The organism is Sphingomonas sp. Leaf208 (genome assembly GCF_001421415.1).
In the GTDB taxonomy this organism is placed as follows: domain Bacteria; phylum Pseudomonadota; class Alphaproteobacteria; order Sphingomonadales; family Sphingomonadaceae; genus Sphingomonas.
On sequence record NZ_LMKH01000001.1, the window covers coordinates 133,274 to 159,294 of the forward strand.

The window sequence follows — 26,021 nt, forward strand, 5'->3', positions numbered from 1 at the left end:
TGCAAGATATATTCACAATCGATTGCAGAAATCAGGCGGACTGTCTCTTTATCAGCGCAGGGGGGACGATCGCGGACTCGGCTGGCTCGCCGGCGACCCGCTTCAACAGGCGGTCGACCATCAATTCCGCCCCGATCGCAAGATCTTGGCGGATCGTCGTCAAGGACGGGGAGGTATGTGCAGCCAGAGAGACGTCGTCGTAGCCGATGACCGAGGTTGTGGTGGGAACGTCGATTCCCGCCTCGGCCAGTGCGCGCAGCGCGCTCATCGCCGCGACGTCCGATGCGGCGAAGATCGCGTCGGGAACGGTGCCGCCCGCGAGATGCGTCGCGACCGCGGCATGAACCGCCTCGGGGCTCATCGGCGTCGCGAGGACCGTGTACGCAACACCGGCCTCGTCGGCCGCCGCAGCGAACCCGGCAAGTCGGTCAGCAAACTCGGGCGGGGCAGGGTCGCCGACGAACAACAGCCGCTGCCGGCCTTGTGCAATCAGATGCTCGGCAGCCAGCCGCCCGCCCGCGACATTGTCCGATCCGATCGTCAGGTGATGCTGACCGGGGCGGTTCGCACCCCACACGATCAGCGGACGGTAGCGCTGCGAAACCCGCTCGATCGCCGCGAACTGGTCCGACTGGCCGACCAGCAGCAGTCCATCGATGCGGCCGCTGTCGACCAGCCGCTCGAGCCAGTCGTCGGCATCGGGAATCACCCGCGACAAGAGGATGTCATAGCCGCGCTCGACGAGCAGGTCGGCGAGAAATCCGAGCAGCGACAGGAAGAACGGGTCGGTCAGATGCTGCGTCTTCGCGTGGCCCAGCGGCAGGACCAGCCCGATCGCACCGGTGCTCTTCATCCGCAGGTTGCGCGCCAGCTGGTTGGGTCGCACGTCGTGCTCGCGCGCCAGCACGCGTATCCGCTCGCGCGTCTGCTCGTTCACGGAGGAATGCCCTGCAAGCGCGCGCGACACGGTTGCGGTCGAAACGCCCGCGAGTGCGGCTAGGTCGGCGAGTTTCATTGTGGTGGAGTTCCTCGTCGGTACGCGCGTAGGCCACGTCCTACAGTCCGCACCGGGGGCCTGCAATTGACGGGCGAACTACCGACGGACTTGTACGATCCGGTAATCGAGAGAGTGCCAACGGCTATATGGCAATAGGATCGCTATGCGATCGCGAACACTGCCGTAGCGTCATCGTCCGCTTGCCGAATGTATCATCGTGGCGTTCGACGCGACCTATCGCACCCTGGCCGGGGCGGTGCCCGGAGCTGCAAGGTAGCGCTCCAGGAACTGCTGGTGCGTCGGCATGCCTGCGACTGCGTCTGCGATCGTGCTGCGAATATTGGTCAAGACGCCAGCCAGTTGCGGGCCACCCATGATGCTGCCTAGGCGGTGGTGGTCGCGCGGGGTCAGGCGCTGGCCGAGCATCACCTGCACCCAGCTGGCGACACGGAACAGGTCATCGCCGCCCTGATACGCCTGCGCGCCCTCGGTGAAGAGCGCGATGCGCTCCACGAGCGTGTCCGGGATCGGCATGTCCCGGCGCGCCGCCCAGAAGGGTTCGGGACGTTCGTTCAGGTGGTAATGGAGGATGATAAAGTCGCGGACGCGCTCGAGCTCGGCCTGCGCCTGATCATTGTACCGCTTGACCAGCGCGGGTGCGATTCCGCCGAACGGGAAGGTCTGCATCAGCCGCGTAATGCCCGTCATGATAAGATGGATGCTGGTCGACTCGAGCGGTTCGACGAACCCGCTGGCAAGGCTGAGCGCGACGCAGTTCCCCATCCATACCTGTCGCCGGCGACCCGTGCGGAACCGGATCAGCCGCGGCTCGGTAAGCGGCGTGCCGTCGATGGTGGCGAGCAACCGTGCATGGGCCTCGTCGTCCGACAGATGATCGCTGGCATAGACCAGCCCGTTACCAACGCGGTGCTGCAACGGGATACGCCAGCGCCAGCCCGCGTCATGCGCTATCGCGCGCGTGTACGGATGCGCCGGGCCCGCCGCGGCCGTCTGCACGGCCAGCGCGCTGTTGGTGGGCAGCCAGTGCGACCAATCCTCGTATCCGGCGGCGTAGGTGCCCTCGATCAGCAGCCCGCGAAAGCCGGTGCAGTCGATGAACAGGTCGCCCTCGACGCGCTCGCCGGACTCGAGGACGAGCGCGCGGATGAAGCCGGTCTCACCGTCGCGATCGACGCTGGCGATCCGCCCCTCGATCCGTTTCAACCCATTCGCCTCGCTGCGCGCGCGCAGGAAGCGGGCGTACAGGCCGGCGTCGAGATGATAGGCGTAGTTGATCTGGCCCTCGGAGGGGAGCGCGAACCGCTCCGCTTTGGCCGCCTGAAGTTCCAGGCAATAGTCGCCGATCTCGCTCGAATTCCCATCGGCCTTTGCGGCAAGCCAGAAATGGTGGAAGTCGCCCATCCAGGTCGATTTGCCGATGTCGCCGAACGAATGGATGTAGCGATCGCCGTCGCGTGCCCAGTTCTCGAACGAGATGCCGAGCTTGAACGTCGCCTTCGTCGCGCGCATGAACTCGCGTTCGTCGAGGCCCAGGATCGTGTGGAACGCGCGCATCGTCGGGATCGTCGCTTCGCCGACGCCGATGGTGCCGATCTCTTCCGATTCGACCAGCGTAATGTCGAGCAGTTGCCCCAATTGTCGCGACAAGGCGGCGGCGGCGAGCCAGCCCGCGGTACCACCGCCGGCGATGACGACTTTCCTGATGCGCTGCTCGGCCATGTTCGGCTCCTATCGGTTGATGCGCTGGAGGATCTTGGCGCGCAACCGGCGTGCCGACATCGCATCCAGCGGCGCGAGTTCGCCATGTGCGTGCTCGGGCAGGTGCTCCCTGGCCTGATCAGCAGGGCCGAAGACATAATGGTCGAACATCGCGCGCCATGCCTGCTTTTCGTGATCAGGCCGATCGCGCAACGACAACAGGCCGTGAAGCAGGGTATTCATGGGCGTATCCATGAACCGTGGCACCGCGTTCCACCAATAGTTGATCATCACGTTGAAAGGGTCCAGCGCCTCGACATTATGCCACCACAACGCCGGGTAGAGCAGCACGTCGCCCGGCTCGAGTTCCGCGACCTCGGCATCCGCCAACGCCTCCGCAAAGTGCGGGTATCGGTCGAGATCCGGTGCGCGGAGGTCGACCATGCTGACCACCTGTCCGGCCGGCGTCGGCTCCAACGGTCCGGGGTAGAGGTTGGCGACCTGGTCCGGCGGGAACAGCGTGAAGCGTCGTCGGCCGACGATGCAGCACGCCAGATTGTTCGACATGTCGTAATGCGTCGAGGCGGTGGTACGATTGCCGATCCAGATGCTGACCAGCGGTGGGTTCTGGGCGAGTTGTGGGTCGCCGAACGGCAGCGCCGCCTGCGCGCGAAGGCCAGGCAGGTACAGATCGATGTCGGTCGAGCCGATATAGATGGCAGGGGCTTCCGGATCGCCGACCCCGGCAAGAAGCTGGTCGAGATAGCCGGACAGCGAGCCGCTCTCTCGTTTGAAGTTCAGCGCGGTGCAGTCGTCGGAATACCCGAAGCGGCCGCCGATCGCCGGATCGCCGACGTACGCCGTGACGGGACGGCCACCGTCGAACTGCTTGAGCCACGTCATTGCGGGCTCCGCACCTTCCAGCCCGACAGCCACCAGCGGCAAGTGGCTGCCGATCCCGCGCAGGATCACCGGAACGCCATCGGCGATCAGGTCGGCGATCGGCACGCTGATCGCGCTCGCGCCATCGATGGCACGCGTACGGCGCGTGATACCTGCCACTGTGATCAACCGTTCTGGCTCAGCAGAGATTGCTTGCGCGCAATCAATTGCTGGATGTTGCCAAGCGACGCTGCGGCCAGGATGGCGAGACGCAGCACGCCCGATCCATGGAGCCGCTCGAGTGGCTCGCCTTTGAGACCAGCTAGATGCTCGAGGTCGACGACCAGCACGTCGGCTATGGTATAGCGACGTTCTTCGCTGACATCGACGGTGAGCGTTACCGGCGTGAGCAGGCCAGCCTCGTCAAGCGCGGTATAGGCAGCCGGCGCGGTCTCCAGTCCCTCGTACAGCAGGCGGAGCACGCCGGTGATATGTTCCAGGTACGGCGTGTTGCCGCCATGTTCCAGGAACAGCGGAAGGCCGGCACTATCGCCGACGCGCCCGTCGTCGAGATCGACGTGCAGCATCGGCTCGCTGACATCGTCCCCAGAGCCCCGGACCATCCCGATCGAGAAGGGGCCGCGCTGGTGACTGGCGGGCACATAGCGGCTTGTCCAATAATCGCCGGACAGGAACAGGTTCTCGTCGCGGTCCAGACCCAACAGGGCATAGGCCTGCAATCCCTCGTCACGGCGGCGGAATATGATGGCGAATTCGCGCTGCACCGCCTCGAACTCTGCGGGGAATATCAGCGTCTGATTGGCCGCGTCGCCGAATGCGGCGCCCGCCCGCGGGCTTACGCGTAAATCGGCATGGTCGACGTTGTTGATCTGTACGGGATTCATCCGCTCCGGTCCTGTTGTTGCCTCACGCTTATCAGCGCGACGGCGACCGACAAAGGAAAAGGCCGTTGCACGGCACGGCGGCGGCCTTCTTCGTGGGGTCGGGAGTGGACCAAGATCCACTCCCGCCGTCATCAGAAACGATAGCGCGCGCCGAGATAATAGCGTGGCTTGAGTTCCTGCACATACACTAGGTTCGTCTCGGTGCGGGCATATTGGCGGAACGGTTCGCTGGTCAGGTTGACCGCTTCGAGCGAGACCGAGAACGCCTTCGTGACGTCGTAGCTTATGCTGCCGTCCAAGGTACCGAACGCGGCGGTGAACAGCGGATTGCGATTGCCGCCTTGGTTCGTAGCCGCGAGATACTTGTCGCGCCAGTTGTACGAGACGCGAGCCGAGATACCGCCCTTGTCGTAGATTGCCGTCAAGTTGGCGCTGTCGCCCAAACCGCTCAGCGCGAAGATGTTGACGTTCGGATCGGCATAGGGATCCACGTTCACGTCGCCACTGACCTTCGTGTACGAAACCGCGAAACCGAAGCCGGTCTGACCGAAGAAGTTGGTCCAGGCGACTTCGAAGCCGTGGATATTGCCTTCCTTGTTGTTGACCGGCCCGCTGATTGCGAAGTTCACGAGCGGATCATTGGCGTCCCCGACAAGATCGACCGCAAGGGCGAGGGGATTGTAGACCGCATCACTGATTTCGCCCGTGGCGGGATTGAGCGCGCCGCGGAAGGCCGCCGTCGCCGCCGCCTGATTGCCGCCATTCTGCTGCAGCAGCGCCGCGTAGGCGAACAGATTTCGATCGGTCTGGGTAATCCCATTGTTCCTGAGGTAGGCCTGCGCAATACCCGACCGCGATCCTGGCGCGCCTGAACCCGGGTCGCGCAGCCCGAACAGGTTACCGTTGGTTATCTGGTTGCCGACAAAGTTGCGCACGTTCTTGTTGAAGAAGCCGACCGAGACGAAACTCGTGGGCTTGTAATACCACTCGAGCGATACGTCGAAATTGTCCGAGATCAGCGGCAACAGCGCTGGATCCTGGCGCGTGGCGGGGGCCGGGGCCGCACCGAGTGCTGTCGGACGGTTTGGAGCGTTTGCCGTCACGGATGCGAACAAATTGCCATAGTCCGCCCGGGCCAGCGTACGGCTGAACGAGGTGCGCGCCATGACGTTGTCGAGCACTTCGATATTGAAGTCGAGCGACGGCAGCAGGTTGTCGTACTTCGACTTCACGATCACCGCGGCGCCCGGAGGTCCGCCGATCACCGTGAAGTCATTGTCCGATTGCCAGGCCAAAGCCGTCGGGATCGACTGAAGACCGACCGACTTGACCCGGGTCCGTTCGTAGCGAACGCCGATCAGCGCGTTTGCACGGCGTCCGCCAATGTCACCGCCCCAGGCCATCTGGCCATAGACCGCCAGGTTTTTCTCGCCGACGGTGTCGTCCGACGAACCCTGCAAGGCGTCGGGGCGTCCCAGCTTCGCATAATAGGGTGAGAAAATGTCCAGCAGGTCGACCGCATCGCCACGAAACGCGACCAGCGCCGATCCGGTCGAGTTCGGGTTATACTTGTCGAACTTGCAGGTCATGCAATAGGTCTTGATGAGATCGCCGGCGAGCTCTTGGACGCGGCCAGTGTCCGTGATGCTCCAGTCGCCGAGGATCTGCTGGTTATTGGAACTGGCCGAGCGGGTCGTTGCATCGACATAGTTGCTGCCGACCACGAAACGGCTATCGTTGCCGAGATCCCAGCCCAGTTCGCCACTGAACTGGTTGACCCTCGACTCCTGCTTGGAGAAGATCCGACGCGCGACCTGCGTGCCCAAGTCGCCGATGTCGAGGATGTTGTTGCAATTGCCACCACGGCCGCCGTTGGTCGCGTTGCAATCGTTCAGAGTTTCCGACTGCTGTGGGAAGCCGCTGCTAAAGTCGACTTTGTGCGTAGCGCGAACCGGAGCGCCGATCGAGATCGTCGTCGCCGACGTGCCGTTCGCATTGTCCGGATTCGTGGTCGACTTCGAATGGTTTGCATCAAGCTTCAGCGACAGCACGTCGGTGAAGTTCCACTTGATGTTCCCACCAACCGAGTACAGCTCGGTCTTCGTGGCGAACCGCTGCTGCTCGTACCCCTTATCCGCCTGTTTAGCCTCGGCCAAGATGATCGCAGTCTGCATCTTCTTGTTGTCGTCGAAGGTTACGTCACTGAACGGCCGCTGGAACCAGTTGGTCTGCTCGCTACGCTCGTCGCTCAACTTGTTGCGCGCATACAGACCATCGATCGTGATCTCCAGCCGATCCGTAGGCTTGAACTGGATGTTGGCCTGACCGTTGATGCGCTCGCGGCGGTTCTCGGAGAACTGATAGCGGCTGTCGTTCGGAATTTGCACGTACTGCGTAGTAGGACGGTTCGTGATATTCGTCGTCGGCGTAATGTACGCACCCGCCGTATTCAAGAAATCGGCCAGCGGGACGATATTCCAATAGTTCGGATTCGACTGGATCGATGTCGACTCGCGTAACTGATAGCTGCCGAAGACGTTGACGCCAAAGGTTTCGCTTGGATTCTTCCAGTTGATCAGGCCAGAGAGTTCGGGCGTGACCTTCTTCAGATTGGCCTCCGCATTCTCGACCGAGCTGTCGTACAGTGCCTTGGCGCCAATCGAGCCCGACAGGCCGTCTTCGCGCGCGTCGAGCGGTCGGCGGGTGACGACGTTGATCGCGGCGCCGATGCCGCCCGTCGGAATGTTCGCCCGGCCGGTCTTGTAGACTTCCAGCGTGGCGACGCCTTCGGACGCTAGGTTCTGGAAATCGAACGAGCGGCCCGTGCCGACCGCGAAGGCGTTGCCCGTGCTGGTATCGATGCTGGTCGACGCCAGCTGACGACCGTTCAGCGTCACGAGGTTGAAGCCGCCGCTAAAGCCGCGGACCGCGACCTGCGAGCCTTCGCCATTGGCGCGGGTGATCGACACGCCGGTGATCCGCTGTAGCGATTCCGCGAGGTTGGTATCGGGGAACTTGCCGATATCCTCGGCCGAGATGGCATCGACGACGCCCGCGGAATTACGCTTGATGTCGATCGCGCGATTGAGACTGGCGCGGATGCCGGTAACGACGATCTCGTTGGCCGGACCGGCCGTCCCTTCGTCGAGCGTGCTAGTCGCGGGCGCCGCGTCGGGTGCGGTCTGCTGCACGGTCGTCGTCTGAGTGCTCTGGCCGGTCGCAACAGTGTTCGTCTGCGCGATCGCAGTGCTGGAAGCTGCCAGCCCGGTCACGACCGCGATGGTCGATACCGAATGCGCGAGCGTGCGCGAAAATTTCTTCATAAATCCTCCCCCATTCCCGGCCGCCCTGATCAGGCCGGATTGCACACGGTCGTTGCCGTGTATGATAGGGCTACCATGAGGGGCGCGGGTGTCAACCGGGAGGGAAGTAGACGTGTACGGTCCGTCAGAAGTTGATCGGCCGACGTTGCGAACAGCCCTCATGGAATACCATTATTTACAGGGGTTTACCTGATCGGGTTGCTGCGCTTGGATATTCCGTACCGATTTCATCAGTAATGAACCTAATGGAATCTGTCTCGGCTGTGATAAATTAAGCACTATTACGATAGTGTGCGGGCAGTGTGCGGAGGACAAGCGCTGGAAAGTCCAACTATCCCGGAATGCCGGTCTTTAAGGTCAGCCATTATTACCCAATTGATCCAATATCGCCATGGCATACCTATAGACATGTACGTCGACTTCAAAGCGAGGCGAGTGAACTTGAAGTAGATTCGTGCAGTTGGATAACGGGCATATGATCCCGATCGTAAGCGATACCTGTCCTTGCGACAGAAGCGACTTAAAGGGACCACCAACGCGCGATTCAATCGATGACGGAAGGTGAGGGGTGCTAGCGGTTCGCCTGTAAAGGCGTGCGGCAGGCTAGTCGCAGTCACCGCTCAGTTCGGCAAGGCGCGCCATCGTGGCGCGCCTTCCGTGGTTTACATCCGGAACGATACCGACGCGACGTACGTGCGGCCGTTCTTGTAGAACGCGGTCGGGCGATCGCGCGAGCCGCTATACTGGGTGTAAGTCGAGTCGAGCAGGTTCTGCGCGTTGACCGTCAGCGTGATCGCCTTGGTCAGGTTGAAGCCTGCCGAGAAGTCGAGCTGGCTGTACGGCGCGACCATGTCGATCGAGTTCAGGCGACCGATCGCGCGAAAATACGACGAGCGGTAGTTATAGCTCAGGCGCGCCTGGAACGGTCCGTTCTCGTAATACGGGATCACGTTGACGGTGTGCTTCGACAGATAGGGAAGGTTCAGCCCCTCGTCGGTCGAGCTCTCGGCGTAGGAGTAGTTCGCCTGCAGGCCGAAGCCGTGCCAGATCTCACCCTGTGCCGAGACCAGCGCACCGTTGACGTTCGCCTTGCCGCCGTTGAGCGGCTGCGACACGAGATAGGACGCGTTGCTCTGCGTCAGCTCGTTGAAGAACGTCTGGCGGCTCAGGCCGTTGAGGATGTAGTCCTTCACCTCGCGGCGGAACAGTTCGAGCGACAACAGCGTCCCCTCGCGCGGATAATATTCCGCCGACAGTTCGTAGTTGGTCGACTGGTACGGCTTCAGGTTCGGATTGCCGCCGCTCGCATCGAGCGTGATGTCGTTGCGACCGACCGATCCGCCGAGCTGTTCGTAGCGCGGACGGGCGATCACCTTGGCGACGCTGCCGCGGAAGATCAGGTGCGTGCCCGCTTCGTACGCGACGTTCAGGCTTGGCAGGAACTTCAGATAGTCGTTCTCGACCCGCTGCGGCACGATCGTCGGCAGGCTGCCGTCGGTGCCGGAGACCTGGTCGGCATAGTTCGACACGTTCTTGGTATAGACGAGGCGTCCACCGATGTTGCCGCGGAAGCCGCTCTGGTCGAAGTTCAGCTGGACGTAGTTCGCCGCGACCGTCTCGTCGACGATGTACGATGCGGTGGGCTTTGCGACGGGGATGTTGATCGAGTTCGCGAGGATGTCGATCACGGTCTGCTGCGACAGGTTGATGTACTTGGTCGCGTTGCCGGTGCCGCCGGTGCCGTCGAACGTACCGTTTGGCGTCGTCATCGTGTCGACGCCCAGGCTCGCCAACGTGTAGTTCGACGTCGAGTAGTTGTTAAAGCCGCTCGCGTTCAGGCGGTTGCGGTGATCGGTGAACTTGCCGCCGATGCGGATTTCCTTGAACGGCCCCGCCTCGAACGGAATGACTGCGTCATAGCCGGCGTAGTAATCGCGATCGATCGTCTTGGAGAAATCGATGCCGCCCGCGCGCGCCGCATTCAGCTGCGTGCCGTTGACGATCACCGGCGCGCCGTCGATCGTCTGCAGCTGCGGACTGTTGCTGCGGCGGTAATTGGCCGGGTTGGTCAGGTCGCCAACGTAATCGACGTTCGCGCTGTCCGACGTGAAGCCATAGCTGTACGGAAGGTCGGTCCGCACATCGAGCAGATATTCGGGATTGCGCCCGCCGATCGCCTTGCTCCAGCCGCCGGTCGCCGACACGGTCGCGCCGCCGGGACCTTCCCACTCGGCGACGAAGTTGAGGTTGTCGGTGGTCAGCTTGGTCTTGCGGATCAGCAGGTCGAGCTGCGCGCTCTGGCTGCCGGCCGAGGCTGCGCCGAAGCTCGCATTGGTGACGACGCCGTTCGCGACCGTCGCCGACTGGAGAACGTCGCCGCTCCATGCGCCGGGAATGACGTACATCGACTGGCTGCTGTTGTTGTAGTTGCCGTCGATGTGCAGCCCGTTGAGCGTCAGCGTGATGTCGTCGGTCGGCTTGGCCTGGACCGTGCCGACATAGCTGATGCGCTTTCGCTCCTGCGTGAAATACGCGTAGTTGATGCCGAACGGCGACACCGCGTTGGCGAGATCCTGACGCGTGCCGCCGGTCACGGTCGCACCCGGGTTCTTCAGGACAGGCTGACCGCTCGCATCGCGGACGAGGCTCCCGTCGGTGTTGGCCTGGAAAAATCGGCTGCCGGCATTCTCGAATCCGAAGAATTCGACACCCGACCGCGTCAGGCTCTGCTTGTCGTAGGTGACGGCACCGAGCACGCCGAAGGTGCCACCCTCGTTATGCCAGCTGTACAGGCCTGACGCGCGGACGTTTCCCTTGTCGGCGCGGTCGTTGTACGAATAGCCGCCCGATGCGAAGATCGAATTGGCGGGCGTGTCGAGTGGACGGCGCGTGCGGACGATGACGGTGCCGCCAATGCTGCCTTCCTCGATGCGAGGCTCGGGCGACTTGTAGACTTCGAGGCGCTCGACGAGTTCGGGCGCGAGCAGCGAATAGTTGAAGGTACGGCTGGTCGGGTCATTGTCGTTGCCGCCCCAGTCCGCCGAGGCGACCGCGTGACCGTCGAGCAGCATGCGGTTGAGCGCCGGATCGGTGCCGTGGATCGCGACCTTCTCGCCCTCGCCGAAGCGACGATCGATGCTGACGCCTGGAACGTGCGAGAGGGATTCGGCAACGTTGCGGTCGGGGAACTTGCCGATCGCCTCGGCGCTGATGACATCGACGATCGCGTTGGCGTTGCGCTTGACTGCAATCGCGCTGCGCAGGCTGCCGCGGATGCCGGTGACGACGATGTCCGTATCAGCGCCGTCCGCTACGGGATCGCCCTGGGGCGCGGTGGCGGCGGGGGCGGACGATGGCGCGGGCGCCGACTGCGCGAGAACGGGTTGCGCGAAAACTGGTACCAGACCGAATATCGCCGCACCGGATGCGAGCAAAACCTGCTTACGAAAAACCATCGTCAAAAGCCCCTTCCCATCGACGCCGCAGCGTCACCCTTCGACACGGTCCTGCCCGTATCGCTCGACTCACCTCACTGGCCGGACCTCTAAAGGGCACTGTCATCGCAGCGTGGTATTGGTAATATATAACCAATCTAATTCCTGACGCTATCGGAAAATTACAGTTTCGCGTCGGCTTATGGCCCCGCAAAACTTGCGATCACCATGAGATAGCGATGCGCCGCGTCGACTGATTAGATTTGAAGCTGGCACAGGTGACCCGGCAATCTCAAAATGCCACTACAGAACGACCTTACCAATCTATAGCATACAGCAAGCGGCGTCCGTCGTCCGCATTGTCCATCCGGCTGCCGAACTCAAAAAACCGCCGGGTTAGTCATCCGGCGAGTGTGGGCAGCTTATGGAATCGCGCCTGTTCGGCTAGATCGATTGGTCCGAAATGCGACCATCCGTGATCTGCGTATGACGATGCGCTGCGGATCGCGTGCGACTTGATGTCGAAAATTCGAGTTCGGTCGTGGTTTGGGTTGGAAGGCAGGCGAGATCCAGCGTCGCTGATCGGCAATCTATGCCGAACGATCGCGCCCGCCGATCGTCTCCGACTCGTTCGCGGGCCCGCCGATCATGTAGAGTGCCAGCTGCAGCAAACTGGCGAGGTGTTCCATCGAAACACCTCGCCAGTGGCGATCATCCGCGCGTCTTCGCCCGGCCGACCGATCGTTCGTTCGTTCGTTCTAACGTCTCAGAAGTTGATCCTCACGCCGACGTTGCCGGCATAGGATCGCTGTTGCGAGGACAACACGCCGGTTCCCGTGGCGTAGAGGACCAGCGCGGAGGCCAGCGGCAGTTGGAGTCCGGCCTTGCCGACGAACGCGCTTTGCGAAGGTCGAGCGCCTGCGATCGTGAACGAGGGATCGGCCAGCGCGACAAAATCGACTCCGATATCGCGGTCGCGGCGGAACTCGTGGAGGTAGCTCGCTTCGATCATCGGCCGCAGCGCGAGGCCGTTCCCGAACGGCACGCTGCCATCCATCCGCAACCCGACATTCACCGGGAGCGACGTCGTGGTCTGCTTGCCCGCCTGCAACGCCAGCACACTGCCGCGCTCTGCGAACGCATCGGTGTAGAGACGCGCATATTCCACCGCGACGAACGGCGTCAGGTCGAACGACTGGACTGCGATGCGCTGACCGATTTCGCCGCGCAGGCGCAACTCCGCGGCGTCGTACCGTGCGATCTCGGTTTCGCTGGCGACTCTGCCGATCCCGCCCGCAGTCCGCGTCGTACGGATCGCATAATGGCCATAGCCCAGCGACCCGAGAACATACGTGCCCGTCGGCAGCGCATACGAGGTGTAGGCCGAGACGTGATAGCTCGACGCCTTGCCCTTGGTCGCGCGCGCCGCGGTGTTGAAACGGGTATCGAGCCCGCCCGCGACGAAACCGGCACGCCACCCGGTCGAGACCTCGCCGTCGAGCCCGATCACGCCGCCCCAGCTGTTGCTGCGACGATCGACCGTACCGTCGCCGTCCCGGCCATCAGTCCATTCCCGACCACCCAGCGGCCCGCCCCAGAGGTGCATCTGGGTGTCGGTCAGGACCGCACGCTGCTGATCGGTCACGGCATCGCCGAATACCCGCCCGGCAAACAAGGCCGCGCTGTTTGCATCAGCAAGGCCTTCACCCGACAGGGTGTCGAGCGCTGCAGTACCCGCCGCCGCCGAGCCCTGACCCGTGGCATAGACCGTATTGAGTAACGTTGCCGCACCGGCACCGCTCGCCAACGGCACCGCACTCGTCAGCGCCGCCGCGACGCGTTGCTGGTTCGCGGTAACCCCGAGTGCGCGATAGTCGATATCGGTCCGGTTGAGGTTCAGGCTTGCCGCCGTCGTCGAATAGTCGAGCACGCCGCGCAGGTTGGCGGGAACACCCGTGACGTTGGCGAAGCTGCCCGAAACCCCACCGGCTGCCGTGACCAAAGTGATGCGCGTGACCGGTAGCGTGCCGACCGAACCCTGGACGCGCACGGTGCCGTCGAGCTTAGCCGCGCCGGATACGACCGTGCGGCTGGCAAGCGTAGGCGATACCGTCTGCACCAGCGTCGCACCACTGGCGAGCGTGAGCGGACCGTTGATCGTCAGCGTGCCCGGCGTGGTTCCCATGCCCGGCACCAGCGTACCACCGCTGTTGACCGTGACGGCGCCGGTGCTACCCGTGCCACCAAAGACGGCCCCGGTGTTGACGGTCGTCGCCGAGACGATCGAACCGGTGATGGCCAGCGCGCCGCCATTGACGATCGTCGGGCCGGCATAGCTGTTCTTCCCCGTCAGGGTCAGGCTGCCGGTGCCGTTCTTGGTCAGCCCGCCGGTTCCGCCGATATCGTTGCCCCAGCTGTCGGCGGCCGCATAGCCACCTTGCGCGGCGTCCATCGTCACCGCGACCTGGCCGTTGAACGCGCCATAGCCGTCGTTCGCGGCATAGAGGTTCAGCTGGCCCCATCCGTCCAGCGTGTTGCCGGTAAGCACGGGATAGCCCGAGGGGAGGGCGGTGGTCGCGAGGATCTCGGTCCGCTGTGCATCGGTCAGATACCCGAACCGCGTCAGCAGCAGCACTTGCGCCTGCACCGGCACGTCCGCGGCCGTCATCGCCTTGACCGGACCGACCGGCGCGAAGCCGTAGGTCATCTCGGCAAGGTACGTTGCCTTGTTCTGCGCGACGTTGGCGTACGGATCGGCGGCGGTTGCGCCGGACGCGTTGGCAGCGGCGATGCATGCCGTCACGGTCGCGGTGCCGCAGGCCGACGCTAGATACGACTGGGTCTGGGTATAGGCCTGGTAGACAGCATACGCGCTGGCGTTGGCGGGGTTGGTCCAGTCGAGGCGAATGCCCTTCGCGTCATACAAGGCAGCGTAGATATTCGTCGCCGACAGCGCCGTCGCCTCGATCCGCGCACCCATGATGTCGAGCGGCGAATGCATCCCGGCGAGGATGCGATTGGTGCCCAAGTCCGCTGCGCGCGCGAGCAATTCCTGCCCTTGCTGCGGGATCAGGAACGCCGTGCCCAGCGCTTGCAGCATGCCCGAATTGGTATGCCCGCTCGGATAGGCGCCGTCCGCATAGGGGTTGGACGAGTTGATGATCTGAAGCATCGGCGTCGGTACGTTGACGTCGGTCGTCACGCGGTAAGGTCGCGGCGAGGCACCGATGCCGGGAACATACTCACCGACCTTGAACGTCGCCGCGGTGAACTTGCCCGCGGAATCAAACGTGCCGAAATTGGGTGCGGTGATCGGCTTGCCGCCATTTGCCGCAACCATGTCCGCCGTCACGACGAACCCGCGTACCCACTGCGTCGTGGAGGCATAGGGTGTCGGCGTGGTGAAGCTCGACAAATACGACGGCACGATGATCGCCGCGGTGTCCGCCAGCGTCAGCGCGCCGCGATTGGTGTTGACGTTGTAGTTGGCGAACCGTGGGTCGAGCGGATCGATCGGTGGGTTCTCGCCCTGATACCGCGCGAACGTCCGCTTCGCGGGCTCGGTCGACGAACTCGCGCGGACCGTGTTGTTGATGAACGCGACCGCGGCGGCCAGCGGCGTGGCGGTACCGTTGCCGAACTTCTCGGCGCCGGGGCTGAAGCTGTTGCCGAGATTGATATTGGCGACATAGTCCGCGAGCGTCGCGGTCGCATAGCTGGTCGGGGTAAGCGTGTTCGGCGCCGACCCGCTGGTCGAGGCACCGGCGCCCGCCATGTAAAGGTCGGTCAGCGCGCCCAGGCCATTCAGGATGCTGTACGCCTGATTGGTGCGATCGTCGTGGATCGCCGCGAGGGTCTGGCTCGGCGTGCGTGCGTTGGTCATCGTGACAACGGTCTTGTAGTTCTGCACCATCACTTCGGGATGGTCGCGGATCAGCTTCACATAGCTGTCGAGTAGCTTCGGAACGATGCTGCCGATCGCCGGATTGCTCTCGTTGACGTAGTTGACCGGTGGCGATGTCGGGATCGTCTGCGCCGCGATCGACAGCGGCGTCAGCATCGTTGCCGACGCTGCACAGACCATGAATTTACTTAAAGACACACCATTCCCCTTACGCGTTTCGAAGCGGGGCATGGCATCGTGCGGCGACGGTTTTATGCGACTTATGTTGCAGGTGCGTCATAAAGACGGGGGTCGCGGAATGATCGCTTGGGCGGTCAGGTTGCTGGACGATAAGTCCGACATCATGCAAACTGTGTCAGAGCGAGGGCCGCCAGAGTGGGTGCTTGCGGCGCTCAGTTTATCTTCCGCAGTGCGGCGAAAACTGCCCGATGGGCATCGGACGCTCGCATCAGACCCTCAAGTCATGGCGGGATTGGCCACGCTAGGATGCCGCGTTGGACGTGCCGCGAACGCGTTACGCCCGTCTAACCAAGACCGTCTCGCCGTTCGACGAGGGGCATCGCACCCTCGTCGAACGGCGGAGCGCCATCAGGCGGCCTTCGCGGCCATCCGTGCGGCGAGCTTCTCTTCATCGGTCCAGACCTTCCGCTCGCGCGGTGCCTTCGCCGGCTTGACCTGCTTGACCGGACCGCCACCCAGCACGGGGGCGCGCTTGGTCGAATGGCGCGCCACTTCGCAGTGCCATTCGTGATCGTCCTGGACGGTCAGGGTCCGACCGATCTCGCGCTCGACGTCGTGCAGCCAGGCGCGCTGCTCGGCATCGCACAGCGTGATCGCGAACCCGCTGCGACCGGCGCGACCGGTGCGGCCGATCCGGTGGACATAGCTTTCCGGGAGGCTGGGCAGGTCGTGGTTGAACACGTGCGTCACGGTATCGACGTCGATTCCGCGCGCCGCGATATCGGTCGCGACGAGCACCTGGACGGTACCGGCGCGGAAGGCGTCGAGCACACGCTCGCGCTGGCCCTGCGACTTGTTGCCGTGGAGCGCCTCGGCGGTGATGCCCGCCTCGCCGATGAACGCGCAGACGTCGTTGGCGATGTTCTTCTGCAACGTGAAGACGACCGCCTGACCCATGTTGGGGGTCTTGAGCAGTGCCAGCAGCGCCGCTTTCTTGTCGGTCGCATCGAGGAACATCACCGACTGGTCGATCCGGTCGACGGTGGTCGACGGCGGGGCGATCTCGACCTTCGCCGGATCGCGCAGCAGGCTCTCGGCCAGCGCCGCGATCGACGTCGGCATGGTCGCCGAGAACAGCAACGTGTGGCGATCCGTCGGCAGCGTCGCGACGAGCCGCTCGATCGGCTTGGCAAAGCCCATGTCGAGCATCTGGTCGGCTTCGTCGAGTACCAGCGCCTCGAGTTGCGACAGGTCGCAGAGCCCCTGATCGACCAGATCGAGCAGGCGACCCGGTGCGGCGACGATGATGTCGACCCCGGCTTCGAGCGCCTTGACCTGATGGAACTGGCTGACGCCGCCGAAGATCGTCATCACGCTCGGCTTCAGATGACGACCGAAGCTCTCGAACCCGGCAGCGATCTGCGACACGAGTTCACGCGTCGGCGCGAGTACCAGGATGCGCGCGCCGCCCTTGGGTGCAGGGCGGGGGTCGGCAGCGAGGCGGTGGAGCAGCGGCAGCGCGAAGGCGGCGGTCTTGCCCGTGCCGGTCTGCGCCATGCCAAGCATGTCGCGTCCCTGCAGCAGCATCGGGATCGACTGCGCCTGGATCGGGGTAGGGTGGGCGTAGCCTTCCTCAGCTAGCGCCTGCAGCAAAAACGGCGCGAGGCAGAGATCGGCAAAGGTCATGGTCATGGTCACGCGGCGCCTCCAGCGCTGAGCTAAACTGCGCCGAGTAGGCAAGCATCTTGTGAGCGCGGGCTGGTAGGTGTGATGCTGCACTGCGTCAATGTTGAAAGCGAGGCGCGGGTGGTCGCGGGGAAGCACTGCCCCAACCCGACCGCAGCGTCATCGGCCGGGTTGCTGATCCCGCCAGATCCAGCGCAGCACGTCAGGCAGGATCGATCCGCCATCGGCATCCGAATGCATACCTTCGGTCCAGGCATGGTTGATGTCGTATCGCGGCCCCGCGTGCTTTTCCGCGTCCGCATGCGCATTGGCCCATTCGAGCGCTTTCAGCATCTGCTGGTTCGCGAGAAACCAGTTGCCGTGTTCGTTGTCCAAGTCGTTGCGTCCGTCCTGAAGAAAGACGCGCAAGGGGCGGATCGCGCTCTTCCGGATCAGGCCGGGATAGGTATCCCCGCCATAGGCCAGCGGCGTTCCGTCCGGACCAAGTTTCATGCCGATCGAGGTATAGCTGCCGATGAAGCTTATGACGTTGCCGAACGCGTCCGGATGGCGCCATGCGACCGTCCATGCGGCGATCGCACCACTCGACGTGCCGCCGATCGCGCGCCGCTTCGGATCCGCCGAAAATCGCCATCGCCGCGCCACGGCGGGCAGCAACTCGTCCAGTGTCATCCGGGCATAGGCGTCGGAAACCGCGTCATATTCCTCCGGCCGATGGTCCGGGTTCTGCATGCCGAGCGTATCTGGATACCAGACGGAGACATTCCCCGGCGTGACGAACACGCCCAGCGTCTGCGGAATCTCCTTCTGCTCGATCAACGCATCGAGAACCGCAGGAAGCCTCAGCGACCCTTCCGGGTTGACCGCGCGCTGGCCATCCTGGAACAGCAGCAGATTGGGTGGCCTCGACCCGTCGTAGCCTGCTGGCACATACACCCAATAGCGCCTGACCGTGCCCGGATAGACCCGTGAGTGAAGCTCGAACGGGCCCTCGACCCTGCCGTGCGTCAACGAAGTTTGAGCCGCGGCGTCGGCCACCCTGACGGCAGCTACCGACGTGGTACCCGATGCCAGCGCCAGCAACATCGTCGCCATGATGATCGTCCGCATCGCCGTTCCCCAATCGTCGCAGCGGTTCTACCACACGGGGATCGGCAAGATAGACGGGGTAATCGATCGCGCCCTCGGACATCCGCCACACTCGCTGCGGTAGCGTAGCGTCATTAGCCGCGAATGGGTTAGGTCAAGGCGGTCCATACGACGGACGCGTGCTTGTCGGAACGCCTGGTGCGAGCGCCGTACCAGCCCGTCATTTGCCGTAGTTGCTGGGAGCGGATCGGTGCAGGTCCCACGCCGCCATCGCGTGTCTGATTGCGGCGCAGATCGTTTCCGCAGGTATGCCGTCGCGCGCCTGGATCGAGATACCGAGCACCAATCCGTCGTACAGCGCGACCAGCCCTGCGACATCGGCACCGGGGTCGAGATCGCCTGCGTTCACGCCAGCGGTAATACACCGACGCAACGCTTGCCGTGTGGCATCGCGCTCGATCCGCGTCAGCGCGCGCGTCGACGCACTGGCTTCGGACGAGATCATCGCCGACAGCGTGACCATGCAGCCAGTGGGATGCGCGACGTCGGTTTGTACCGCAACCGACGCGATCAATGCTTGTTCGAGCCGCGCGCGGGGCGGCAGCCGTTCGTCATCGAGCGCGTCGATGATGCTGCCATGCCGGTCCAGGTACCGCGTCAGCGCTTCCCGGTAGAGCGCTTCCTTCGAGCCGAACGCTGCGTAGAAACTTGCCGACGAGATGTCGCCCATCGCGTGGCGCAGCGTCAGCAGCGACGCGCCCTCATACCCGTGCTCCCAGAACAAGTGCATCGCGCTGTCCAGCGCCGCATCCCGGTCGAAACCGCGCGGTCGTCCGCTCCGTGCCATAAGTCTCCGCTCCTGACGTTGTGGACTAATCGATCCATTATTCGTTGACAAGCCGCGTTCGGTCGTCGACTGCACTGGACCAGTCGATCCAGAAGTGAGTATTCCGTGCGTCCAAACCCTATTCCGACCGACGCCGGCGCGAGCGAGACGCTGCCGATCTCAGCCTTGCTGGCGCTGGCGATGACCGGCTTCACCGCGATCCTGACCGAGACGCTGCCCGCCGGTCTATTGCCGCACATGGCAGCGGGGCTGGACGTATCGGAGTCCCTCGCGGGGCAGACGGTCACTGTGTATGCGGTCGGGTCGCTGCTCGCGGCGATCCCGCTCACGCTGTACACGCAAGGCTGGCGTCGCAAGCCGACGCTGCTGGTTGCGATCGTCGGGTTCCTGATCTTCAACTGCTTTACCGCGGTGTCGACCTCCTACGCGCTGACGCTGGTCGCGCGGTTCATGGGCGGCGTCGCGGCGGGGCTCGGCTGGGGGATCATCGCCGGCTATGCGCGGCGGATGGTCGTCGCCCCTTTGCGCGGCAAGGCGCTGGCGATCGCGATGGTCGGTACGCCGTTGGCTCTGTCGATCGGCGTTCCGCTGGGGGCGATGCTGGGCACCACGCTCGGCTGGCGCATGGCGTTCGGGCTGATGTCGATCACGACGCTGGTCCTGATCGGCTGGGTGCTGTGGCAGGTGCCGGATTTCCCCGGACAGCCGGCGGAACAGCGACTGTCGATCGCGCGCGTCTTCCGCACGCGCGGCGTACGCACCGTGCTCGTCACGCTGTTCGCGTGGATCACCGCGCACAACATCCTCTATACCTACATCGCGCCGGTTGCCGCATTGTCGGGCGTGCAAGGCCGGCTCGACCTGCTACTGCTCGGGTTCGGCGTTGCCGCGCTGGTCGGGATCTGGGTGACGGGCGTGCTGGTCGATCGGGCGTTGCGGCCATTGGTACTCGTGAGCCTGACGGTGTTCGCGGCGGTGTCGCTCGCGCTCGGGCTGTTTGCAGCCAGCCCCGTCGTGACGATCGCGGCGACGATCCTGTGGGGCCTGTCGTTCGGCGGTGCCGCAACGCAGCTCCAGACCGCGCTGGCCGATGCTGCGGGCGAGGGCGTCGATCTTGCGAACGCGATGCTGACGACGACGTGGAACGGCGCGATCGCCGCGGGCGGGATCGTCGGCGGCGTGATGCTCGACCATCTCGGCGCGGGTTCGCTCGCTTGGGCCGTGCTGGCGCCGACGTTGCTGGCGCTCGTAATCGCATCACGCGCCCACCGTTACGCCTTCAAGCCCGGTCCACGGGCATTCGATTGATGCGCCGGTCGCGCAGCTAACTCAGGAGATTTCGATGAAAGCCTATCAAGTCGGCGCGCAGGACGGCATCGACGCGCTCGTCGCAACGACCCGGCCGGACCCAGTTGCCGGCCCCGGCGAGGCGCTGGTCGCACCGCGTCTCGTCGGCCTCATCAGCCGCGACGTGCAGCTGTTGCGCGGCACCTATGGTCCTCGCCAGCCCGAGACCCGGATCCCGATGTCCGAAGGCGTCGGCGAGGTCGTCGCGATCGGGGAGGGCGTGACCGAAGTCGCAATCGGCGACCGCGTCGTCTGCGGCCATTTCGCGAGTTGGCTGGACGGCGCGTTCCGGTCGGACGTCTTCGCGCACGATATCGGCATCACGCACGACGGCTGGCTGGCCGAGCGCATCGTCCTGCCAGCGGCGGCGCTGATCCGGGTCCCGGATGCATTGGCCGACGCAGACGTCGCCGGACTCGCGTCGGCGGCGTTGACGGCCTGGAACGCGTTGGTCGAGATCTGCCACGTAAAGGCTGGCGACACCGTCCTGTGCCTCGGCACCGGCAGCGTCTCGCTTGCCGCGCTGAAGATCGCCAAGGCACGCGGTGCGCGCGTCGCGATCACCTCGTCCCAGGATGCGAAACTCGAGACGGCGCGGACGCTCGGCGCGGACATCATTGTCAACTACCGGACCTCCCCCGATTGGGCAGCCGAGGTGATTGCCAAGACGGACGGCAAGGGCGCCGACATCGTGATCGAAACCGGCGGCGTCGATACGCTGGGCCAGTCGATCGCAGCGGCCGCGGCAAACGCGCGGATCACCGTCGTCGGCGTGTCGCCGGGTGAGGGACCGGCGATCCCCGACTATCTGTCGCTCATCATCAAGAACGTGACGATCCGCGGTATCGCCAACGGCAGCCGCGCGATGTTCGACGACCTGCTCGACGCGATGGTGGCGGACGGGATGACGACGGTGGTCGACCGGACCTTTCCCTTCGACGACGCGCCGGAAGCCGTCCGCTACTTCGCCGCCGCCGGGCATCTCGGCAAGGTGATGATCGCGTTCTGACCGCGCCTGATCGCCGGCATCACGCGATCTTGTCGGCAAAGGCGCGAGGTACGCGCACGACCGTGCCGTGGCGCGCGTTCTCGGGAAACCGGATGCGCGCGCTTTCATCGGTCCAGTGGACGAAGTCCGTGGTCGAGGCGCCACCGAACCGATGCTGCTCGTACACGTCGTAATAGACCATGTAGCGGTCGCCGAGCCGTATCGCCGTCGGCCCCTCCGTCATCGGTTTGGTGAACGGCGCGCTGACTGGCCCGAACGGACCGGTCGGCGAGGCCGCGGACCGGCTGACCAGCCACCGCCGCGTTTCGGTGTCGTGCGTCTCGTCCTTGTAGATTAGTCGCAACCCGCCGTCGGCCAGCCTCAGCCAGGTGAAGTCGATCGAGTCGGTACCCGGATCGAACAACAACTTGGTCGGCGTGAACGTACGGAAATCCTTGGTGCGCGTATAATAAGGACGCAGCTTGATCCCCGCGAACTTTTCGCCCGCAGTCGCCCCGAAACGGCCGTCGATGCTGCTCGACCACATGAGGACGAAGTCGCCCCGCGCGCGATCGTAAATCGCCTCGGGCGCCCAGCTGTTACGGGCGCCGACAAAGCCTTTCATCACCGGAATGGTCTGTTGCGGCGACCAGTGCATCAGGTCGCGCGACGTGGCGTGACCGATGACGGGGCCGAACCAATCGCTCGTCCAGACGAGATGCCAGAGCCCGTTCGGTCCCTGCAACAGGTTGGGATCGCGCATCAGCCTGTTCTCGCCGACCATCGGCGTCAGGAAGCCACGACCATTGCCCAGCGCGCGAAAGACATACCCATCGTCGCTGCGGGCGAGCTTGAGCCCCTCGCGCCCCTCATCCTGGTCGGTGAAGTAGCTGAGCAGGAACACGTCGTCCGGCGCCGGACGTGCGGAGACGGGCAGGGCGGCACACCCGATCGCCGCACCGATACCGGTAAGGGCCGTACGCCGGTCGATGAAGTCCATGGTCGAATGCTCCGATACGGCGCACGCGCCCGAGTTCAGCGATCAGTGTGACAGCTGGATCGGCCATGTAAAGCACGCAGCATTTGGAGCACCTCGGGGCGGGCATAGCCCTACCTCGGATCACGCCCGCATTGCGTACTGGCGGCAATGTTCCAGATATCCCGCCTCATGGCTTCCCGCCAAGGACACGACGCTCTCCCACAGCCAGTTCGGCGCATCGATCGCGCCGCGACGGTCCGCATCGAGCACGCTCGCCCATTCGTGACGCGTGTCCGTATCCATCTGGCGTGCGTGCGCCTTGCCGACAACGAAGGCGAGATACCGCGCCGCCTTTACGGCCTGTCCCGCGCTGAACTGCTCGACCTCCAGCTTCAGGTCCTGCGGCGACAGTTCGCGAACGAACAGCGACCGATCGAGCGCACGCGCCGCGACCATCCGGCTACCGAGATGAGGAGACAGCGCGCGCGCAGCCTCGACGACGCGCGCCGCCTGGTCGGCCGGCATTTTCGCACCCTTTGCGGCAGGCGCGATCGGTGTCGTCGCTTCCTTCAGGTCGATCAGCGCGTAGTCCGATCGCCCCTTCGCGTTCTTCAACCCGACCAGAGCCGCAAACCGCAGCAGCCCAAGCGAACTGCATCCCTTCATCCAGTAGGCGGCGTCGACCAGCCGGACGGTCCGGTCCCGGTCCTTCGCGTCCAGCGAGAGAACCAGGGTGGCGACGTCCGGCTCGGTGACCAGTTCGGCGAGCGCATCGCGTTCGGATTGCTCCAGCGGCCAGAACTTGTCGCCGAGCGGGATCATTGGCTCCTGCGTCGCGAACCGCTCCTTGGCGAGATGCCGCCAGCGGCGTCCCAGCGCGCGACGCTTGACGCTGCGGACCGCCTCGGGCTCGGGGCCCGCATCGTTGCTCGCGGGATCGGCCATCGCGCTGGCATAGCCGGTGACCATCTCCTCGATCATGTGCGCGGTCGTCACGCCGGGCAGGTCGGAACCTCGCGCCGCAGTCGCGAGCGACAGGCCGAGGCGGATCAGGTCGTGCGCCGGATTGCCGATCACCGCTTGGTCGAGGTCGCGGATCTGGATGGCGATCCGCCCGCCACCATCGTTGATCGGGCCGAGGTTACCGAGATGGCAGTCGCCGCAGATCCAGATCGCCGGCCCCTGCGGAACGCGTCGCGACGCGGAAGACTCGTCGAGCCATTCGTAGAACTTGGCCGTGTTGCCCCTGACATAGGCATGGGTCGAGCGCGCCATCTTAAGCTGGCGCTTGGCGGCCAAGATAGCCGGTCGCTCGGCCAGTGTCGGTTTCGTCATATCAGTCCTTTATGCCGCGACGGGCGGTCCGTCGGGCAGAATATGCTCGTTACGCTCGGTGGACTTGATGCGGCCAACTCAACGGTAGCCGGCCGCAGATCGCTTACGAAAAGCCGACGACCGCATGCGGGACATAGGGTTCCTCCAGCCGCGCGATCTCGCGGTCGGTAAGGCCCAGTTCGAGCGCCGCGATCGCATCGTCGAGATGCGCGGTCTTCGACGCCCCGATGATCGGCGCGGATACCTCCGGTTTCGCCAGCACCCAAGCGAGCGCCACCTGTGCCCTAGGCACGTCGCGTTCCTTGGCGATCGTCGCGACCGTCTCCACCACCTTGCGGTCCGCCTCGACGGTATGCGCGTACAGCGTCTTGCCGAACTCGTCGGTCTGCGAACGTCCGGTGGTCTGGTCCCAGTCGCGCGTCAGGCGTCCGCGGGCGAGCGGGCTCCAGGGGATCACGCCGACCCCTTCGCCCTCGCACAGTGGCAGCATCTCGCGTTCTTCCTCGCGGTACAACAGGTTCAGATAATCCTGCATCGTCGCGAACCGCGTCCAGCCATTCGCCTCGCTGACGTGCAGCATCGTCGCGAACTGCCACGCGAACATCGACGACGCACCGATGTATCGCGCCTTGCCTGCCTTTACGACGTCATGCAGCGCCTCCAGCGTTTCCTCGATCGGCACGTCGTAATCGAACCGGTGTATCTGGTAGAGATCGACATAGTCGGTGCCGAGCCGTGTGAGGCTGGCATCGATCTCGGCCATGATCGCCTTCCGGCTGAGACCGGCGCCGTTCGGGCCCGGACGCATCCGCCCGTGCACCTTGGTCGCGATCACCACTTCGTCGCGGCGGGTGAAGTCCTTGAGCGCACGACCGACGATCTCCTCCGACGTGCCATCCGAATAGACGTTGGCGGTGTCGAAGAAGTTGATCCCCGCCTCGACCGCGGCGCGCAGGATCGGCCGACTGGTTTCCTCGTCGAGCGTCCACGCGTGATTGCCGCGATCGGGGATGCCGTAGGTCATGCAGCCCAGGCACAACCGCGAAACGTCCAGGCCGGTGCTGCCGAGTTTGGTGTAGTCCATGGTTCGTCTACCTCAGAGGTTCACGTGCCGAACGAACGGCACCGCGATGCGGTCCGGTATGATCGGCGCGATTGCGGAAACGCAGCGTCGCGGAGCTCGACGTACGCGGCAAACGCGCGAAGAATGCAACGATCATGGTCGTCCGTCGTTCGCCCTGCATTCCCAAACTACACCGAAGGACCGATATGTTCGGACACAAGAAGAAGGTGCGCTATGCCGTCGTCGGCGGTGGCCAAATCTCTCAGCAGGCATTCATGCCGGGCATCGGTCGCACCGACAACTCGGAACTCGCTGCGCTGGTCACGGGCGATCCGGTCAAGGCGGACAAGCTCGCCAAGCTCTACGGTATTAAGGCGTGGTCGTACGAACAGTATGACGAACTGCTCAAGTCGGGCGAGATCGACGCCGTCTATGTCGCGACGCCGAACTTCCTCCATCTGCAATACGCGGTTCCGGCGCTCGAAGCGGGCATCCACGTCCTGCTCGAAAAGCCGATGGCGTCCAGCGTCGCCGAAGCCGAACAGATCATCGCCGCGCAGAAGAAGGGCGGCGCCAAGCTGATGATCGCCTATCGCCTCCACAACGAACCGGGCACGGTCGAGATGATCACGCGCGCCCGCAACGGCGAGTTCGGCGAGTTGCGCAGCTTCGTCTCGGTGTTCGCGCAGAATGTCGCTGAGGCCAATTCGCGCGGTCACAACGGTTACTGGGGCGGTCCGGTGCCGGACATGGGGACGTACCCGCTGAACGCGGTGCGCAACCTGTTTGGGCAGGAACCCATCGCCGTGCACGCGATCGGTACAAAGACCCCCGGGCGCGGCTTCAACTTCCACGACACCGTGGCGGTCACGCTGCGCTTCCCCGATGAACGCGTCGCGCAGTTCAGCGTCAGCTACGCCACTGCATCGGCCGAGTTCTTCGAGCTCGTCGGCACGAAGGCGAGCATCCACGCGTCGCCCGCCTTCATGTTCGGGCCGAAGATCGGCATCACCTATGTCGAGAAGACCAGCGCCGGCAGCAAGACGCACAGCTTCGATCCGGTCGAACAGTTTGGCAACGAGACGCAGTATTTCTCGAACTGCATCCTCGAGGATCTCCATCCCGAAGCCGACGGCGAGGAAGGCCTGTTCGACATGCGTGTCCTGGCCGCGATCGAGCGATCGCTCGACACCGGCGAGACCGTGACGCTCGAACCCGCTTCGCGAAGCCGCCATGTCGAACCGGACCAGGCGCTCAAGCTCAAGCCGGCGAAGGAACCCAGCGAGGACGAGATGATCAGCATCATCCCCCAATCGGCATGATCGAGGCCGGCGTCCGTCTCT

At 64.2% G+C, this 26,021-nt stretch carries 16 protein-coding genes; 3 read left to right on the plus strand and 13 right to left on the minus strand.

Features of this window, described 5'->3' with window-relative positions; genetic code table 11:
* Positions 1–31: 31 nt before the first annotated feature.
* The 10 genes from ASE69_RS00535 to ASE69_RS00580 all read right to left on the minus strand — a co-directional run bounded on the left by ASE69_RS00535 (position 32) and on the right by ASE69_RS00580 (position 18,966).
* The gene (locus tag ASE69_RS00535) at positions 32–1,015 is read right to left on the minus strand and encodes a LacI family DNA-binding transcriptional regulator (protein ID WP_056481462.1); all 984 of its coding nucleotides are present in this window, start codon (positions 1,013–1,015) and stop codon (positions 32–34) included.
* A 216-nt stretch (positions 1,016–1,231) separates the two neighbouring features.
* Positions 1,232–2,737: a tryptophan halogenase family protein gene (locus tag ASE69_RS00540; protein WP_056481464.1), complete on the minus strand. Its 1,506-nt coding sequence runs from the start codon at positions 2,735–2,737 to the stop codon at positions 1,232–1,234.
* A 9-nt stretch (positions 2,738–2,746) separates the two neighbouring features.
* Entirely contained in the window at positions 2,747–3,778 is a 1,032-nt protein-coding gene (locus ASE69_RS00545) for a cupin-like domain-containing protein (RefSeq protein ID WP_056482885.1), read from the minus strand.
* Between the two features lie 5 nt (positions 3,779–3,783).
* Complete coding sequence (locus ASE69_RS00550) at positions 3,784–4,503, minus strand: SapC family protein (protein ID WP_056481466.1); 720 nt, start codon at positions 4,501–4,503, stop codon at positions 3,784–3,786.
* 131 nt (positions 4,504–4,634) lie between these two features.
* Positions 4,635–7,826, minus strand: a complete 3,192-nt coding sequence (locus ASE69_RS00555) for a TonB-dependent receptor (protein ID WP_082452748.1) — start codon at positions 7,824–7,826, stop codon at positions 4,635–4,637.
* A 662-nt stretch (positions 7,827–8,488) separates the two neighbouring features.
* Positions 8,489–11,281, minus strand: a complete 2,793-nt coding sequence (locus tag ASE69_RS00560) for a TonB-dependent receptor (protein ID WP_056481468.1) — start codon at positions 11,279–11,281, stop codon at positions 8,489–8,491.
* 745 nt (positions 11,282–12,026) lie between these two features.
* A complete protein-coding gene (locus tag ASE69_RS00565; RefSeq protein WP_162236818.1) occupies positions 12,027–15,362 on the minus strand; it encodes an autotransporter domain-containing protein in 3,336 nt (1,111 codons plus the stop codon).
* Between the two features lie 390 nt (positions 15,363–15,752).
* On the minus strand, positions 15,753–17,036 hold the full coding sequence (locus ASE69_RS00570; RefSeq protein WP_056481472.1) for a DEAD/DEAH box helicase: 1,284 nt from the start codon (positions 17,034–17,036) through the stop codon (positions 15,753–15,755).
* A 153-nt stretch (positions 17,037–17,189) separates the two neighbouring features.
* Complete coding sequence (locus ASE69_RS00575) at positions 17,190–18,140, minus strand: alpha/beta hydrolase (protein ID WP_056481475.1); 951 nt, start codon at positions 18,138–18,140, stop codon at positions 17,190–17,192.
* 199 nt (positions 18,141–18,339) lie between these two features.
* Entirely contained in the window at positions 18,340–18,966 is a 627-nt protein-coding gene (locus tag ASE69_RS00580; RefSeq protein ID WP_056481478.1) for a TetR/AcrR family transcriptional regulator, read from the minus strand.
* A gap of 105 nt (positions 18,967–19,071) precedes the next feature.
* Between ASE69_RS00580 and ASE69_RS00585 the strand changes: the two genes are divergently transcribed.
* A complete protein-coding gene (locus tag ASE69_RS00585) occupies positions 19,072–20,274 on the plus strand; it encodes an MFS transporter (RefSeq protein WP_235517865.1) in 1,203 nt (400 codons plus the stop codon).
* Positions 20,275–20,308: 34 nt separating this feature from the next.
* Positions 20,309–21,322: a zinc-dependent alcohol dehydrogenase family protein gene (locus ASE69_RS00590; RefSeq protein WP_056481485.1), complete on the plus strand. Its 1,014-nt coding sequence runs from the start codon at positions 20,309–20,311 to the stop codon at positions 21,320–21,322.
* Positions 21,323–21,341: 19 nt separating this feature from the next.
* Here ASE69_RS00590 and ASE69_RS00595 read toward each other — a convergent pair whose 3' ends face one another.
* The 3 genes from ASE69_RS00595 to ASE69_RS00605 form a co-directional block, all read right to left on the minus strand.
* On the minus strand, positions 21,342–22,301 hold the full coding sequence (locus ASE69_RS00595; RefSeq protein ID WP_056481486.1) for a glycoside hydrolase family 43 protein: 960 nt from the start codon (positions 22,299–22,301) through the stop codon (positions 21,342–21,344).
* A 120-nt stretch (positions 22,302–22,421) separates the two neighbouring features.
* On the minus strand, positions 22,422–23,615 hold the full coding sequence (locus ASE69_RS00600; protein ID WP_056481487.1) for a DUF2252 family protein: 1,194 nt from the start codon (positions 23,613–23,615) through the stop codon (positions 22,422–22,424).
* 103 nt (positions 23,616–23,718) lie between these two features.
* Positions 23,719–24,699, minus strand: a complete 981-nt coding sequence (locus ASE69_RS00605; protein WP_056481490.1) for an aldo/keto reductase — start codon at positions 24,697–24,699, stop codon at positions 23,719–23,721.
* 185 nt (positions 24,700–24,884) lie between these two features.
* Here ASE69_RS00605 and ASE69_RS00610 point away from each other — a divergent pair, with 185 nt between their 5' ends.
* Positions 24,885–26,000 carry a Gfo/Idh/MocA family protein gene (locus ASE69_RS00610; protein ID WP_056481494.1) on the plus strand — a complete coding sequence of 372 codons (1,116 nt, stop codon included), beginning with the start codon at positions 24,885–24,887 and terminating at the stop codon, positions 25,998–26,000.
* Positions 26,001–26,021: the final 21 nt, after the last annotated feature.

Coding starts and splice junctions, on each gene's coding strand:
- ASE69_RS00535 (WP_056481462.1), bottom strand. CDS start 1,015: ATGAAACTCGCCGACCTAGCCGCACTCGCGGGCGTTTCGACCGCAACC.
- ASE69_RS00540 (WP_056481464.1), bottom strand. CDS start 2,737: ATGGCCGAGCAGCGCATCAGGAAAGTCGTCATCGCCGGCGGTGGTACC.
- ASE69_RS00550 (WP_056481466.1), bottom strand. CDS start 4,503: ATGAATCCCGTACAGATCAACAACGTCGACCATGCCGATTTACGCGTA.
- ASE69_RS00555 (WP_082452748.1), bottom strand. CDS start 7,826: ATGAAGAAATTTTCGCGCACGCTCGCGCATTCGGTATCGACCATCGCG.
- ASE69_RS00560 (WP_056481468.1), bottom strand. CDS start 11,281: ATGGTTTTTCGTAAGCAGGTTTTGCTCGCATCCGGTGCGGCGATATTC.
- ASE69_RS00570 (WP_056481472.1), bottom strand. CDS start 17,036: ATGACCATGACCTTTGCCGATCTCTGCCTCGCGCCGTTTTTGCTGCAG.
- ASE69_RS00575 (WP_056481475.1), bottom strand. CDS start 18,140: ATGCGGACGATCATCATGGCGACGATGTTGCTGGCGCTGGCATCGGGT.
- ASE69_RS00580 (WP_056481478.1), bottom strand. CDS start 18,966: ATGGCACGGAGCGGACGACCGCGCGGTTTCGACCGGGATGCGGCGCTG.
- ASE69_RS00590 (WP_056481485.1), top strand. CDS start 20,309: ATGAAAGCCTATCAAGTCGGCGCGCAGGACGGCATCGACGCGCTCGTC.
- ASE69_RS00595 (WP_056481486.1), bottom strand. CDS start 22,301: ATGGACTTCATCGACCGGCGTACGGCCCTTACCGGTATCGGTGCGGCG.
- ASE69_RS00600 (WP_056481487.1), bottom strand. CDS start 23,615: ATGACGAAACCGACACTGGCCGAGCGACCGGCTATCTTGGCCGCCAAG.
- ASE69_RS00605 (WP_056481490.1), bottom strand. CDS start 24,699: ATGGACTACACCAAACTCGGCAGCACCGGCCTGGACGTTTCGCGGTTG.
- ASE69_RS00610 (WP_056481494.1), top strand. CDS start 24,885: ATGTTCGGACACAAGAAGAAGGTGCGCTATGCCGTCGTCGGCGGTGGC.